15 protein-coding genes are annotated in these 14,695 nt (G+C 49.7%); 9 read left to right on the forward strand and 6 right to left on the reverse strand.

Annotated elements, in window-relative coordinates; translation table 11 throughout:
• The first annotated feature begins 2 nt into the window (after positions 1 to 2).
• The 9 genes from mrdA to J3B89_RS01290 all read left to right on the forward strand — a co-directional run bounded on the left by mrdA (position 3) and on the right by J3B89_RS01290 (position 8,524).
• A complete protein-coding gene (gene mrdA / locus J3B89_RS01250) occupies positions 3 to 1,871 on the forward strand; it encodes a penicillin-binding protein 2 (protein WP_215395700.1) in 1,869 nt (622 codons plus the stop codon).
• On the forward strand, positions 1,864 to 2,982 hold the full coding sequence (gene rodA, locus J3B89_RS01255) for a rod shape-determining protein RodA (RefSeq protein WP_215395701.1): 1,119 nt from the start codon (positions 1,864 to 1,866) through the stop codon (positions 2,980 to 2,982). Before mrdA ends, rodA begins: the two co-directional genes overlap by 8 nt.
• On the forward strand, positions 2,982 to 3,809 hold the full coding sequence (locus tag J3B89_RS01260) for a septal ring lytic transglycosylase RlpA family protein (RefSeq protein ID WP_215395702.1): 828 nt from the start codon (positions 2,982 to 2,984) through the stop codon (positions 3,807 to 3,809). Before rodA ends, J3B89_RS01260 begins: the two co-directional genes overlap by 1 nt.
• 39 nt (positions 3,810 to 3,848) lie before the next feature.
• On the forward strand, positions 3,849 to 5,012 hold the full coding sequence (locus J3B89_RS01265) for a serine hydrolase (protein ID WP_215395703.1): 1,164 nt from the start codon (positions 3,849 to 3,851) through the stop codon (positions 5,010 to 5,012).
• Between the two features lie 106 nt (positions 5,013 to 5,118).
• Complete coding sequence (gene ybeD, locus J3B89_RS01270) at positions 5,119 to 5,400, forward strand: DUF493 family protein YbeD (protein ID WP_215395704.1); 282 nt, start codon at positions 5,119 to 5,121, stop codon at positions 5,398 to 5,400.
• Between the two features lie 49 nt (positions 5,401 to 5,449).
• Entirely contained in the window at positions 5,450 to 6,157 is a 708-nt protein-coding gene (gene lipB, locus J3B89_RS01275) for a lipoyl(octanoyl) transferase LipB (RefSeq protein ID WP_215395705.1), read from the forward strand.
• Entirely contained in the window at positions 6,150 to 7,130 is a 981-nt protein-coding gene (gene lipA / locus J3B89_RS01280; RefSeq protein ID WP_215395706.1) for a lipoyl synthase, read from the forward strand. The genes lipB and lipA overlap by 8 nt, the downstream gene beginning before the upstream one ends.
• A gap of 182 nt (positions 7,131 to 7,312) precedes the next feature.
• The gene (locus J3B89_RS01285) at positions 7,313 to 8,026 is read left to right on the forward strand and encodes a 2OG-Fe(II) oxygenase (protein ID WP_215395707.1); all 714 of its coding nucleotides are present in this window, start codon (positions 7,313 to 7,315) and stop codon (positions 8,024 to 8,026) included.
• Positions 8,027 to 8,167: 141 nt separating this feature from the next.
• Positions 8,168 to 8,524: a PilZ domain-containing protein gene (locus J3B89_RS01290; protein WP_092794571.1), complete on the forward strand. Its 357-nt coding sequence runs from the start codon at positions 8,168 to 8,170 to the stop codon at positions 8,522 to 8,524.
• Here the strand turns inward: J3B89_RS01290 and J3B89_RS01295 are convergent, their stop codons facing one another.
• The 6 genes from J3B89_RS01295 to rbfA all read right to left on the reverse strand — a co-directional run bounded on the left by J3B89_RS01295 (position 8,525) and on the right by rbfA (position 14,678).
• Positions 8,525 to 9,709 (reverse strand): hypothetical protein, encoded by a 1,185-nt coding sequence (locus J3B89_RS01295; RefSeq protein WP_215395708.1) that lies wholly within the window; start codon positions 9,707 to 9,709, stop codon positions 8,525 to 8,527. It lies immediately after the preceding gene.
• Complete coding sequence (gene nlpI, locus J3B89_RS01300) at positions 9,699 to 10,610, reverse strand: lipoprotein NlpI (protein WP_215395709.1); 912 nt, start codon at positions 10,608 to 10,610, stop codon at positions 9,699 to 9,701. Before nlpI ends, J3B89_RS01295 begins: the two co-directional genes overlap by 11 nt.
• The gene (pnp, locus tag J3B89_RS01305) at positions 10,591 to 12,720 is read right to left on the reverse strand and encodes a polyribonucleotide nucleotidyltransferase (protein ID WP_215395710.1); all 2,130 of its coding nucleotides are present in this window, start codon (positions 12,718 to 12,720) and stop codon (positions 10,591 to 10,593) included. Before pnp ends, nlpI begins: the two co-directional genes overlap by 20 nt.
• Before the next feature lie 187 nt (positions 12,721 to 12,907).
• Positions 12,908 to 13,177 carry a 30S ribosomal protein S15 gene (gene rpsO / locus J3B89_RS01310; RefSeq protein ID WP_068228924.1) on the reverse strand — a complete coding sequence of 90 codons (270 nt, stop codon included), beginning with the start codon at positions 13,175 to 13,177 and terminating at the stop codon, positions 12,908 to 12,910.
• A gap of 125 nt (positions 13,178 to 13,302) precedes the next feature.
• A complete protein-coding gene (truB, locus tag J3B89_RS01315; RefSeq protein ID WP_215395711.1) occupies positions 13,303 to 14,229 on the reverse strand; it encodes a tRNA pseudouridine(55) synthase TruB in 927 nt (308 codons plus the stop codon).
• Positions 14,229 to 14,678 carry a 30S ribosome-binding factor RbfA gene (gene rbfA / locus J3B89_RS01320; protein WP_215395712.1) on the reverse strand — a complete coding sequence of 150 codons (450 nt, stop codon included), beginning with the start codon at positions 14,676 to 14,678 and terminating at the stop codon, positions 14,229 to 14,231. The genes truB and rbfA overlap by 1 nt, the downstream gene beginning before the upstream one ends.
• Positions 14,679 to 14,695: the final 17 nt, after the last annotated feature.

The following is a 14,695-nucleotide window of genomic DNA, read 5'->3' on the forward strand; positions in this document are numbered from 1 at the left end:
AGATGTTTAAAAAGCGCGTTGCCATTCAGGATTTTGCCGCCGAAAGCCGTTTGTTTAATCAACGGGCGGTGTTTGCCATTCTGTTTGTCGTGCTGATGTTTGGCATTATCGTGTTTAACCAGTATCAACTGCAGATTGTGTCTTATCAGGATTACCAAACACGCTCGGAAGGTAACCGTATTAAAGTGGTGCCGCTGGCACCAAACCGCGGCCTTATTTATGACAGAAGCGGCATTTTACTGGCTGAAAACCGGCCGGTCTTCTCGCTGGAGCTGATCCCAGAACAAATTAATGACATGGCAGCTACTCTGGCAGAGCTGGCAACGCTGATCGAATTTACCACCGAACAACAAGACGCTTTTTTAAAACAGGTAAGAGCCCAACGCCGCTTTAACAGCATCGCGCTAAAAGAACAGCTTGATGATCAGGAGGTCGCCATTCTGGCGGCTAATCAGCATCGTTTTCCCGGCGTCACAGTCGAAGCCCGTTTAAGCCGGCATTATCCGTTTGGCGATCTGTTTACCCATGCTCTGGGTTATATCGGCAAAATAAACACCCGTGAATTACAACAACTGGAACTGGATGGCGAAGCAGCAAACTATGCAGCCAGCCGCGATATCGGCAAAATTGGCCTGGAGCGCTTTTATCAGCGCGAATTACACGGCACCATGGGCTACCAGGAAGTTGAAGTTAACAACCGTGGCCGCTTAATCAGGGTACTGCGTTCAGTTCCTGCCGTATCCGGCCAAAATATTCAGCTTGGCCTTGATGTTGGCCTGCAATTAACAGCACAACAGATACTCAAACAACATCGTGGTGCCATAGTAGCTATAGATCCACGCGATGGCGCTGTGCTGGCGTTTTACAGCAACCCCAGCTACGACCCCAATTTATTTGTGCACGGTATCAGCTCGGCTAATTACAACGAATTACTGAACTCACGTGACAGGCCGCTGATTAACCGCGTAACTCAGGGGGTTTACCCGCCGGCATCTACTATTAAACCACATCTGGCCTTGCTGGGGCTGGAAAGCCGCACCATTACAACCAGCACCAAAATATGGGATCCGGGTTACTACACCCTGCCTAACAGCGACCACCGCTTTCGTGACCATATCCGCTGGGGTCACGGCTGGGTTGATGTTTACACCGCTATTACCAAAAGCTGTGACACTTTTTTCTATGATATGGGCATTAAGCTGGGTATTGACCGGATTTCTGAATACATGCAAAAAATGGGGTTTGGCGAAAAAACCGGCATAGATATTCTGGAAGAAAGCAGCGCCAATATGCCATCACGCGGCTGGAAACGGGCACGGCACAATCAGCCCTGGTATCCCGGTGACACCGTGCCGCTGAGTATAGGCCAAAGCTACTGGACCACCACACCGTTGCAGCTTGCTGTTGCCACTACACCTTTGCTTAACCGCGGTAAATTAGTTACCCCGCATATGGTAACCGCTTTTAACAATGGTGAAACCACGGCCGCCCACATCATACCGCCACGGCAGGTGCTGGAGGTTGAAAATGAACAAAATTATGCTGTTGTTATGGATACTATGCACCAGACAGTCAGCACCCTTGGCGGCACAGCATACAGAGCTTTTCTTGGCGCTGAATACCGCTCTGCAGGCAAAACCGGTACTGCACAACTTGCCGCTATAGCGCAGGATGCCAAATATGATGCCGATGCCATTGATGAGCGCCTGCGCGACAACGCCATGTATCTTGGTTATGCCCCCTATGACAACCCCACCATACTGGTGGTGGTAGCGCTGGAAAATGCCGGTGGTGGTGGCAGTAATGCCGCACCACTGGCCCGCCAACTGATGGATTACTACTTTGCCGCCGGAGTAAACCGCGATGACTGATAATTTCACCGGCAATGCCCGGCACAGCCGGCTGGCGCAGTTTCATATAGATACACCATTATTACTTGGCTTACTGGCGCTGATAGGTTTTGGCTTAATGGTGCTATACAGCGCCTCTGGCCAAAGTATTGTTATGATGGAACGCCAGATAGTACGTCTGGGCATTGCACTGGCCGTGATGGTCGCATTTGCTCAAATAAAGCCGCAAACGTTAAAACGCTGGTCTTTTCCATTGTTTGTGGTTGGCGTCGCATTGCTGGTAGCAGTAATGCTGGTGGGTAGTGTCGGTAAAGGCGCCCAGCGCTGGCTGGATCTGGGGTTTATGATGTTTCAGCCCTCAGAAATAATGAAGCTTGCCGTACCAATGGCAGTAGCCTGGTTTATTGCATCACACAGCCTGCCACCGCGTATTTTACACCTGTTGGGCGGCGTTATACTGTGCGCCGTACCCACACTGCTTATAGCTCAGCAACCCGACTTAGGTACCTCTATTCTGATCGCCACAGCCGGGGTCTTTGTGTTGTTTTTGTCCGGTATGAGCTGGCGCCTTATTGCACTGATAGCAGGCTTAATTTCGGCATTTTTGCCAATACTGTGGCTGTTTTTAATGCGTGAGTACCAGCGCCAGCGGGTGTTGACATTTCTAAACCCGGAAAGCGATCCGCTGGGCTCCGGCTACCATATTATTCAGTCAAAAATTGCCATTGGCTCTGGTGGTTTTGATGGTAAAGGCTGGCTGCACGGCACGCAATCGCAGCTGGAGTTTTTACCCGAGCGCCATACCGATTTTATTTTTGCTGTTCTCAGTGAAGAGTTTGGCATGCTGGGTGTGTTAATATTGCTGGCAATTTACTTGTTTATTATTGTGCGCTGCATGATTATTTCCAGCCGGGCACAGGATAATTACAGTAAGTTGGTGGCCGGCAGCTTTACGCTGACCTTTTTTGTCTATGTATTTGTTAACATAGGCATGGTATCCGGCCTGTTACCGGTGGTGGGTGTACCCTTGCCGTTAGTTAGTTTTGGCGGCACCTCAATGGTGACACTGATGGCCGCTTTTGGTGTAATAATGTCGGTAGGAACTCATAAACGTATGTTGGCAGCGCCTTGATGAAGTACGTAGCTTTAACTCTTTCAGTGCTGGTTTTACTCAGTGCCTGTAGCAGTAAGCGCAGCAGCACCACAACGGCTGAACCAGAGCCTAATGCCGGGCGTTATCAGCAAAAGAAAGACAGCATTCCAACACGCCTGCCCACACTGCTGGAAATGACCGACCCGGTACCGCAGGCAGAGCCACTAAGCCGCGGCGGTAACAGGCCTTACAGCTTGTTTGGCCAGCACTATACGCCAATGGTGCACAGCACAGACCATCGTGAAATTGGTATTGCTTCCTGGTATGGCAATAAATTTCATGGCCATCTGACATCTAATGGCGAAACCTATAATATGTTTGCCATGACTGCCGCACACAAAACCCTGCCGTTACCGTCTTATGTTAAAGTTACTAACCTGGATAACAACCTGTCAGCCATAGTGCGGGTAAATGACCGCGGCCCGTTTCACAGTGACAGAGTCATCGATTTATCCTACTCGGCCGCGCATAAAATAGGCATGCTGCAGCGGGGTACAGCCAGAGTTCAGCTGGAACTACTACAATCGCCCGCAATGTACGCGCAGGCTGCCATACCCGGCACCACCCAAGCCAACAGTTGCTTTATTCAGGTGCTGGCCAGCTCAGACAGCAACCGCCTCAGCCAGTTGCAGCAAAAACTGCAGCGCGAGCAGGCACTGCCAAGTGAAATACAGCCTGGCAGCGGAATTTTTCGCTTATTAGTCGGTCCTACTGCCAGTAAGCAGCAAGCGCAGCAATGGCTGCAACAGTTAAAATCCGGGCTTTTCCCGGATGCATATTTTTTTGATAGCCGTCAGTGCAGCTGACATCTGATTAAACATAACGATTAAAAAAGAACAGGTCTCATGAAAAGTTATTGCCATATTTTTGCCGTCGCCGCCGTTTCCCTTGCCAGTGCCAGCTTCAGCTTGTCAGCCATTGCGCAGACAGTTATTCCGCAAGCACCTGAAGTTGCGGCCAAAGGCCATATTCTGATCGATTTTGATACCGGCAAGGTGTTATCCGAACATAATGCCGACATGTCGCTGGCACCGGCCAGTTTAACCAAAATGATGACCAGCTATGTTATTGGTACCGAGTTGAAAAACGGCAATATTACCAATGAAGATATGGTTACCATCAGTGAAAACGCCTGGGCAAAAAACTTTCCCGGTTCTTCATTAATGTTTATTGAAGTGGGCACTAAAGTATCGGTAGCCGACTTAAACAAAGGTATTATTATTCAGTCTGGCAACGACGCCTGTGTCGCACTGGCTGAGCATATTGCCGGTAGCGAAAGCGCCTTTGTAGACTTAATGAACGCCCATGCCCAACGCCTGGGCATGACCAACAGCCGCTTTGGCAACAGCCATGGCCTGCCAAGTGCCGAAAACTACTCAACGCCGCGTGATATGGCGATATTATCTGCAGCGTTAATCCGCGATGTACCGGATGAATACGCCATTTATGCCGAAAAAGAATTTACCTACAATAATATTAAACAGTACAACCGCAACTCGCTGTTATGGGATCGCAGCCTGGAAGTAGACGGCATTAAAACCGGCCACACCAGTGAAGCCGGTTTTAGCTTAATTACCTCCGCCACCCGCGATGGTATGCGCCTGGTGTCAGTTGTTATGGGTACCAACAGCGAGCGTGCACGCCAGGCTGAGAATAAAAAACTGCTGACTTACGGCTTTCGCTTTTTTGAAACCTTTTCGCCTTATCAGGCCGGTGAGAAATTTGCTGAACAGCGTATCTGGCAAGGCGAGAAAGAAAATATTCAGTTAGGCATACTGCAGTCAGCCCAGGTTACTATTCCGCGCGGCCAGCGCAAAAACCTGCAGGCCGATTTCACCTTGAATCAGCAACTGCTCGCCCCCATAACCAAAGGCCAGCAGGTGGGTACTATTTACCTGAAGCTTAACGGTGAAGATATTGCCACTTATCCGCTGGTGGCGTTGGAAGACGTAGCGCAAGGCGGCTTCTTCAGCCGGATGATTGATTATATTAAAATGCAGTTTAACTAATTCGCCCAGATTATAGCTTTCTAAGTCCCGGCAATAGCCGGGATTTTTTGTTACAATCAGGCCTAAATAGTAAGACAACGGCAAACGCCGTGACAGTGAGACAAAAATGGCGCACGAAGTTAAAAATACTAAATTTGATGAATATCTGGAATTTCCCTGTCAGTTCAGTTTTAAAGTACTGGGCGTAGCCGATGACGCGCTGGTCGATCAGGTTATGGCCGTCGTGCGCCAGCATACCGATGCAGGCGACTACAGCCCGGCGGTTAAACCCAGCAGCAAGGGTACGTATCATTCTGTTTCGGTTAGCGTAACCGTAACCAGCAAGCAGCATATTGAACTGCTGTACACCGAGCTTGGCAAAATTGAGCTGGTGCGCTACGTACTGTAAGCCGGTAGCGGCAACTCAGCCATTCGTATTGCGCGTATAAGGCGGTATAATGCACAGCGTTTCACAGCAGGCCAGCCAACAGCTGACAACTGAGCCCGCAGTAACAGAGCAACTGATTATCAGAGAACTTGGCGTGCAGGACTACACCACTGTGTGGCAGGCCATGCAACAGTTTACTGATCAGCGAAATAGCAACACAACTGATGAGTTATGGCTGCTGGAGCACCAGCCGGTATTTACCCAGGGCCAGGCCGGTAAAGAAGAACACCTGCTGTTCCCCGGTGATATCCCGGTGGTAAAAGTCGACCGTGGCGGCCAGGTTACCTATCATGGTCCCGGCCAGTTAATGGTGTACGTGCTGCTGGATTTAAAGCGGCGCAATATAGGTGTACGCCAGTTGGTAACACTGCTGGAGCAGGTGCTTATTCAGTTATTGTCAGCCTATGGTATTAATGCCTACGCCAAACCTGATGCGCCCGGCGTGTACATTGACGGTGGTAAAATTGCCTCTTTAGGGCTACGGGTACGTAAAGGGTGCACCTTTCACGGCCTGGCACTGAATGTAGATATGGATTTAAGCCCGTTTTTACGTATTAACCCCTGTGGTTATGCTGGCTTGCAAATGATCCAAAGTAAAGATTTAGGCGGCCCGCAAAGCATTGCAGAGGCCAAACAACGAATAGTGCAGTGTTTTTCGCAACAACTGAATGTAGCCACACTGCAGCACACTACAGGGTTAGATTGGCAAAATGACTAAAACTGCACGTATGGAACCCGGCGTTAAACTGCGCGACGCTGACAAAATGGCCTTAATTCCTATTAAGGTACTGCCAACCGAGCCGGAACAAATGCTGCGTAAGCCTGAGTGGCTGAAGATCAAACTGCCAAAAAGCTCAGAGCGTATCGATCAGATCAAAGGCGCTCTGCGCAAGCACGGCCTGCATTCGGTATGTGAAGAAGCTGCCTGCCCTAACCTGACTGAGTGCTTTAACCACGGCACTGCTACCTTTATGATTTTAGGGGCTATATGCACCCGCCGCTGCCCGTTTTGCGACGTTGCCCACGGCCGGCCATTGCCACCCAGTGCCGAAGAGCCGGAAAAGCTGGCTTTAACCATCCGCGATATGAATTTAAAATACGTGGTAATCACCTCAGTTGACCGCGATGACTTACGTGACGGCGGCGCCCAGCATTTTGCCGACTGTATCAGCGAAATACGCAAGCACAGCCCGCATATTAAAATTGAAGTATTAGTACCCGACTTCCGTGGCCGTATGGATACCGCACTGGATATTTTAACCCAGACACCACCAGACGTATTTAACCACAACCTGGAAACAGCGCCACGGCTATACAAGCTGGCCCGCCCGGGTGCCGATTACAAATGGTCACTGCAGCTGTTAAAACGCTTTAAAGCGGCGCACCCTAATGTTGCTACCAAATCAGGCTTAATGGTAGGCCTGGGTGAAACCACCGAAGAGCTGATCGAAGTATTAAAAGACCTGCGCGAGCACGATGTCGATATGCTCACCGTAGGCCAATACCTGCAACCAAGTAAGCACCACTTACCAGTAAAAAGGTACATGCCACCGGCCGAATTTGACGAAATTAAACGTATTGCTTATGAACTCGGCTTTAAACACGTAGCCAGCGGCCCCTTTGTGCGCTCCAGCTACCACGCAGATCGCCAGGCAGCCGGTGAAGATATTGTGACTTACAACGCTAAATAGTACTCCACAATGCTATTTTGTACTGTACATCGCTATTTTAACACTGCTGCCTCGCACTCTATTAGGATAGTAGCCAATGATTGGGGTCCCAGGGATTCAGGAATTCCCTCTTCATTGAAAGTAGTGCAACATCATATTGGGAATAAATACCGCCTAACACGACAGCACTCCGGAGTTTTGTCATGATCAGACTTGCAGCCTTGCAACAGGATGCTTTGAGACAGCGTTTTGAGCAGCATAGCAGGGTGCAAATCCACAATTTTTTATTACCTGCTGCCGCTGAAGCCTTGGCTCATGCCGCTGCACAAGCAAACTTCTGTTTATCACTTAACAGTGGTGACAAACCGATGGATTTAGCATTGCATGAGCTTGCTACACTAACCGATGCACAGCGGCAACAACTGACCAGTTTGATCCATGACGGCGCCCGCCGGGGGTTCCAGTATTGTTTTGAGACCTGCCGGTTATCGGAATTGGCGGATAACGGAGCTGAGCCTGCTGGTCCGCTGCTGGATTTTTATCAGGCAATGAATTCTGACTCTGTGCTATCAGCTTTGCGCTTGCTTAGCTCAGATCAAACGCTGGCATTTAGTGATGCGCAAATCACCCGCTACCGGCCAGGACACTTTTTAACAGAGCACGATGATAATGTTGAGCATAAAAACCGCCGACTGGCATTCGTGCTAAATCTGACACCGGCGTGGCGGGCGGATTGGGGCGGTTTGCTGGCGTTTCATGACGGTAATGGCTGCATTAGTGAATGTTTCGTACCTACGTTTAATACGTTAAGTGTTTTTCAGGTACCTCAGATCCATTCAGTTTCTTATGTAGCTCCGTTTGCAGCTGCCAACCGGATTTCAATTACCGGTTGGATTCGCGCAAAAGGTTCTTCATAACGTTAACCGGCGTTTAGCCGTTGTTATAGCACAAGTCAGGGGGAGCACTGACAGGTATCAGCTGACAGAGGGCTGGCGGCTTTGATACTTTTCTTTCACTAAAAAACCGCTATGCTTCTTTACAACGTTAAGGGGAAAACCATGGAACACAGACGATTTAGCCGGGTGAGCTTTCAGGGTAAAGCCCATCTGGATATTGGCAGCCATAGCCTGGCCACTGAAGTGCTGGATTTGTCATTGCAGGGAGCCCTGATTAAAAAACCTGCCGATTGGCCGCCGTCGTTACCTAAACAGATGTTATTGCGTATACAGTTAAACGAACTGCCAATAGAGTTAAGCATGAAAGTTAGTGTGGCGCATGCCTCTGATACTGTAGTGGGTTTGCACTGCGAGAAAATTGATATTGAAAGCGTATCGCATCTGCGCCGTTTGCTGGAGCTTAATCTGGGTGATGCGGAACTGCTAAGCCGCGAGCTGTCAGAGCTAAGCGCCGGTTAATCAGGGTGCCAGCGCTTGTTGTGCATCGCTGTAACCCAGCTCTGACGCCTGCTGCATATAATGCTGCCAACGCGGCCAATTTTGTTGTTGCCGTGCCAGATAAGCAAAGTAATACTGCACCGGCATCAGCTGTTGCGGTTGTTTCAGGATCTGTTGGGCCAGCTGAAAATACAGCGGCGGCATAGGCAGCTCAAAAGAGCGCATCAGGTTACTTTCTGCCACCACCCGGTAGGCCTGCAAATGAGTATGTTTGCAGCTGTCTACCGCCGTTAAGCTAATATCCTCTGCCCCCAGTTGCCAGTGCTGTAAATAGGCTGCAGCGTCTGCACCGGCAACCGGTGCCACAATAATATTCGGATAAAACTTTCCGCTTATGCACAACTGCTGTGCTGTGGCTTGCGGTAACTGATATTCGTCGATAAAACCGAGTATATGCATAAACTCATGGCGCAACAGTGCCAGGCTGGCGTTGTCGGGCAGTTGCAAAATACCGTTGTTATAACTGGCTTTACCCCGCCCGGCTACCACCACTAACTGGCTGAAAGCACCATTGGCTACCAGCTCTTCCAACGCCTGATAACGGCATTGCAGCAGGCTACTGCTGTCTTCTGAACACTGTAGTAAGGTACTGTTGATGGTATGTAGGGGTAAAAAACACACGGCTAACTGCGACAATTGGGTGTCGTTTTGCCATTGCTGCAACAGTTGCTGCCAGTTATCTACCCCGGCCTGCTGGCTGGCAACAGGCTGCAGAGTAAGCTGGCAGCCTTGCGGGTGCTGATAGCCCGCAATGCTTAGGCTGTTACCCTGCCACAGCCCCAGCTCTGCACGCTGGGCAGCCGAGACAGCGCTTACTGCTATATTGTTGCTATCAAGCTGCTGTTGTAACCACTGCGCCGTTGCCAGCCGCCCTTGCTGGCGTTGTTGCAATTGCAGCGCATGTTGCAAAGCCTGGTTATCGCCCAAAGTAGCGGCCTGACGCATCCAGCGCAATGCGGCATCATACTCGGCACTAGCCAGCCGCTGGCGGGCTAATGTCATAGCGGCGCTGGCATCTGTTTGCGCCTGCTGCATCAGCGCAGTTTCACCATCAGGTGCAGGCTGGCAGGCGCTGAGTAATAAAAATGCAAAAAAGCCAGCAAGCTGGCTTTTAATTCGCGTACTGATAAACCGCTCAGGGCTCATCAAAACCTTCACGGCTGGTACGTTCACCGCGTAACCTTGCCATTTCTAACCGGGCATAGCGGTGCTCAACAAACTCAAATACATTGGTTGCCAGTACTTTTTTGTAGTACTCCAGCGCCTGCTCTGGTTGTTGCTTGCTGTCATGCCACTTGGCCAGATAAAAATACACTTCACACAAGCGCTCTGCCAGTAACTGCGGGCCGGATAAATCCTGCATTACCGAGTCAAGTAACGCACGTTCTGTTATCTCACCGGCCAGAAAACGCACAATGTTGGTAGACCACTCGGCCTGATCCAGTATTTGGGCACGCTGCTGCAATTGTTGCTGCGCCTGCTCTGCTGACTGCTCATTTTGCGCCAGATATAACCAGATCACGCGATACGCATCTGTTGGTTTTAACGCCAGAAAACGTTCAAAATCGCCTATGGCTAACTCTGTTTTACCGGCATAATACAGTGCTATACCACGGTTTAAATAAGCAAACTCGTGCTCAGGGGCCAGCTCCAGCGCAGAATCGAAAGCTTCATATGCCGAGTCAAAGTCACCGCTAACGGTATGATGAATACCAACAAAGTTGTATGCATCTGCCATATCGGGTTTTAGCCGCAACGCTCTTAAAAAATCCAGCCGGGCCAGCGAACGCAGACCAACACTGTCGTACATTACACCGCGATCGTAATACAGCTGAGCAGATTGCTCTTCTGATAACTCGGCGCGATACAGAATTTCAGTTAAGCGGGCGATAGCCAGTTCAGTACGGTAAGATACCGCCAGAGGCTCTGGCGTTAGCCAGCCTCCGGAGGTAGCCGGCTGAGTGGTTGCACAACCACCCAGCAATGTTACCAGCAGCGCCAGCGGCGCTGCCCGGCGTAACAGCCTATCAGGCATTTTCTTCAACATTAGCAGACTCAGTAGCAGGTTTAGCGCTTGCTTCCTTGATACTCAGGCGTACGCGACCTTGCTTGTCAACTTCAAGTACCTTAACAGCCACTTTCTGGCCAACTGTTAAGTGCTCAGATACATTGTTTACGCGCTCATCAGAGATTTGCGAAATATGTACCAAACCATCTTTACCCGGCAGTACGTTAACAAAAGCGCCGAAATCAACGATACGTACTACTTCGCCCTGATAAATAGCACCGACTTCAATTTCTGCCGTGATGGCATTGATCTTGTCGATAGCAATTTGCGCCGCTTTTGCCGTAGTTGCCGCAATTTTGATACTGCCATCATCTTCCAGCTCAATAGTAGTACCTGATTCTTCCGTGATCTGACGGATAACCGCACCACCTTTACCGATAACTTCGCGGATTTTCTCCGGGTTAATCTTCATTGTGTAAATACGCGGAGCATACTCAGACATTTCTTCACGGTGACCGCTGATGGCCTGATCCATTACGTTCAGAATATGCAAACGGGCAGCTTTGGCCTGCTTAAGTGCAATTTGCATAATATCTTTGGTAATACCGTCGATCTTAATGTCCATTTGCAGTGCCGTAATACCTTCGGTAGTACCGGCTACTTTAAAGTCCATATCGCCTAAGTGATCTTCATCACCTAAAATGTCCGACAGTACTACGAAATCGTCACCTTCTTTCACTAAGCCCATCGCAATACCGGCAACAGAAGCTTTAATAGGTACACCTGCGTCCATCAGTGCCAGTGAAGAACCACACACTGATGCCATAGAGCTTGAGCCGTTAGATTCAGTGATTTCTGACACTACGCGCACAGTGTACGGGAAGTCATTGAAATCTGGCATTACCGCCTGTACACCACGCTTGGCTAAACGGCCATGGCCGATTTCGCGCCGCTTTGGTGAACCGATCATACCGGTTTCACCTACTGAGTACGGCGGGAAGTTATAGTGCAACATAAAGGTATCAGTTTTTGCACTTAATAAATCATCTACTGTTTGGGCATCGCGCGCTGTACCCAGGGTTGCCGTTACCAGTGCCTGAGTTTCACCACGGGTAAACAACGCTGAACCATGAGTACGTGGCAGTACGCCGGTCATTACGCTTAAGCCGCGGATCATTTCCGGATCGCGGCCATCAATACGCGGTTCACCTTTAGTGATACGACCACGTACTACTTTAGATTCCAGGTTGTGGAAAATCTCGCCTACTTCCAGTGTATCTAACTTTTCATCTTCGGCCAGCTCAGCCGTCAGTTTAGCCAGCAGCGCGGCTTTAATTTCACCGATACGCTCATAGCGTTTGGCTTTCTCGGTAATGCGATAGGCGTCACCTAAATCAGCAGCGGCTAAGGCTTCAATTTTTTCAATCAGGGCAACATTTTTCTCTGGTGCCTGCCAGTTCCATGCCGGTTTAGCTGCTTCTGCAGCAAAGCCGTTAATCGCGGCAATAGCTGTTTGCATTTGCTCATGGCCATATACAACTGCGCCTAACATTACGTCTTCAGATAAAATGCCAGCTTCAGATTCAACCATTAACACTGCACCGGCAGTACCGGCTACCACTAAATCCAGTTTAGAGGTTTTCAGCTCGTCTTCAGACGGGTTTAGTACGTACTGATTATTGATATAACCAACACGGGCAGCACCAATAGGGCCGCTAAACGGAATACCTGAAATGGCCAGTGCCGCAGAGGTACCAATTAACGCTACGATATCCGGCTGAATTTCTGGCTGTACAGACACTACCGTTGCAACAACCTGAACTTCGTTAGTGAAGCCTTCCGGAAATAATGGCCGGATAGGACGGTCAATCAGACGGGCGATCAGCGTTTCGCCTTCTGAAGGACGGCCTTCACGTTTAAAAAAGCCGCCAGGAATACGGCCGGCAGCATACATTTTTTCCTGATAATTCACGGTTAACGGGAAGAAATCCTGGCCTGGCTTGGCTTCTTTTTTGCCCACTACTGTTACTAAAACTGACGTATCACCCAGGCTGGCCAGTACTGCGGCATCTGCCTGACGGGCGATAACGCCGGTTTCCAGGGTGAAAGTATGTTGGCCGAACGGGAATGATTTTACGATGGGAGTCACGTGTTTGTTTCCTTTACTTAATCGCCTAATTGCGATGTCATTTTTGTCGTTTAATTCTTACTTAGTATACTCTGTAACCAAAGCACAAAGATAGTTCAGTCAATCGTTAACTTTGGTGAAAAATAGTCTGCACTCTGGCAAGCTGAATTAAAAAAGGGGCTTAAAGCCCCTTTTTTACTTAAACCGATTAACGGCGTAAGCCTAAACGCTCAATCAGTGTTGCGTAACGGCTCTGGTCTTTACCTTTTAAGTAATCCAGTAACTTACGACGCTGGCTAACCATACGTAACAAACCACGACGTGAGTGGAAGTCATGTTTGTGCTCGGCGAAATGGCCCTGCAGGTGGTTAATAGACGCAGTTAACAGGGCTACCTGTACTTCCGGTGAACCTGTGTCGCCTTGCTTAACAGCATAGTCAGCAACAATTTTTGCTTTATCAGCAGCGCTTAAAGACATATTTAACTCCAAATGTGAGTGAACTATAGTCAGGGAATCGCCGATCACTCATCCAGCAGACCCCAAAAAAATCCGGCGTATCATAGCATTTTACGGCCTTTTTACAAGGCGTTTCTGTGCAGTACCTATTGCAATGCCGCCGTATTAAGTAAGCGCCGTGAACTCAGTACACCTTGCTGCACCTGGCCAATACCAAAGAAGTTATCATCCGGCCCGTGCAATTTTACCGCCGCAATATCCCCGGCTGCCAGCTGGCAGTTCTGGCCATGCTGCAACCGGTACTGCTCCTGCTCTGTCAGGGCCAGCTTAGGCATATCTGCAATACCGGCATCCAGTGGTAACAACAGCGCATCCATATCACTAAAATCACCACTGCTATGGCATTGCTCTGCCAGTGCATCAAGCTGTGGCGGTGTAACCATTTGCGCTGCGCTAAAAGGCCCAACCTGTGTACGATGCAAAGCACCAACATGGGCACCGCAGCCCAGCGCTTCGCCCAGGTCATCTATTAGCGTACGGATATAGGTGCCCTTAGAGCAGTGCACAATAAAATCGGCAGTGCTGCCACTGAACTTCAGCAGCTCAAAGCGGAAAATACTGATTGGCCGGGCTTCTCGCGGTACGGTAATGCCCTGCCGGGCATAGCGGTATAGCGGCTGGCCCTGGTATTTAAGGGCCGAAAACATGGTAGGCACCTGCAAAATATCACCGCGAAACGCCGTTAACGCCTGCTCCAGAGCCGCCTGACTGAACTGCACCGGCTTTTCACTGATTACTTCGCCTTCAATATCACTGGTACTGGTACGGATACCAAAGTTAGCCGTTACCAGATAGGTTTTATCGGTATCAAGCAAAAACTGGCTGAACTTGGTAGCCTCACCAAAACAGATTGGCAGTAAACCCGACGCCATAGGGTCCAGCGCACCGGTATGGCCGGCTTTTTGTGCCTGAAACAGCCAGCGCACACGCTGCAAAATACCGTTGCTGCTCACTTCCAGCGGTTTATCTAGTAACAAAATGCCGTTTACGGCCCGGGCATTTTTCCGTGCCATTAGTTTGCCGGCTCGTCGCTGTCATTTTCTGAACTGTCTGCAGCATCAACCACATCATCCAGTGCCTGGCCAGACTGTAACCTGCGCCGGTCATCCTCTGCCCGGGCGTTACTAACCAGTGTGGCCATGCGGATACCTTCGTTTAATGATTCATCAAAGGCAAAGCGGATATGCGGCACAATACGTGCCTGAATACGTTTGCCAATTAAGCTGCGGACAAAACCAGAGGCATCGTTGAGGATCTTAAGGTTATCTTCAACCTTATCACCGGCAAGGCCTAAAAAGGTGACAAACACTTTGGCGTGGGATAAATCGCGTGACACTTCTACGTCTGATACGGTGATCATGCTGTGCAGACGCGGATCTTTAATTTCGCGTTGCAGGATCACCGCCATTTCTTTTTTCATTTGCTGCGACAGTCTGTCGACGCGCGAGAATTCTTTACTCATAACATTATTTCCATTGT

The organism is Rheinheimera oceanensis (assembly GCF_018831085.1).
Taxonomy (GTDB): domain Bacteria; phylum Pseudomonadota; class Gammaproteobacteria; order Enterobacterales; family Alteromonadaceae; genus Alishewanella; species Alishewanella oceanensis.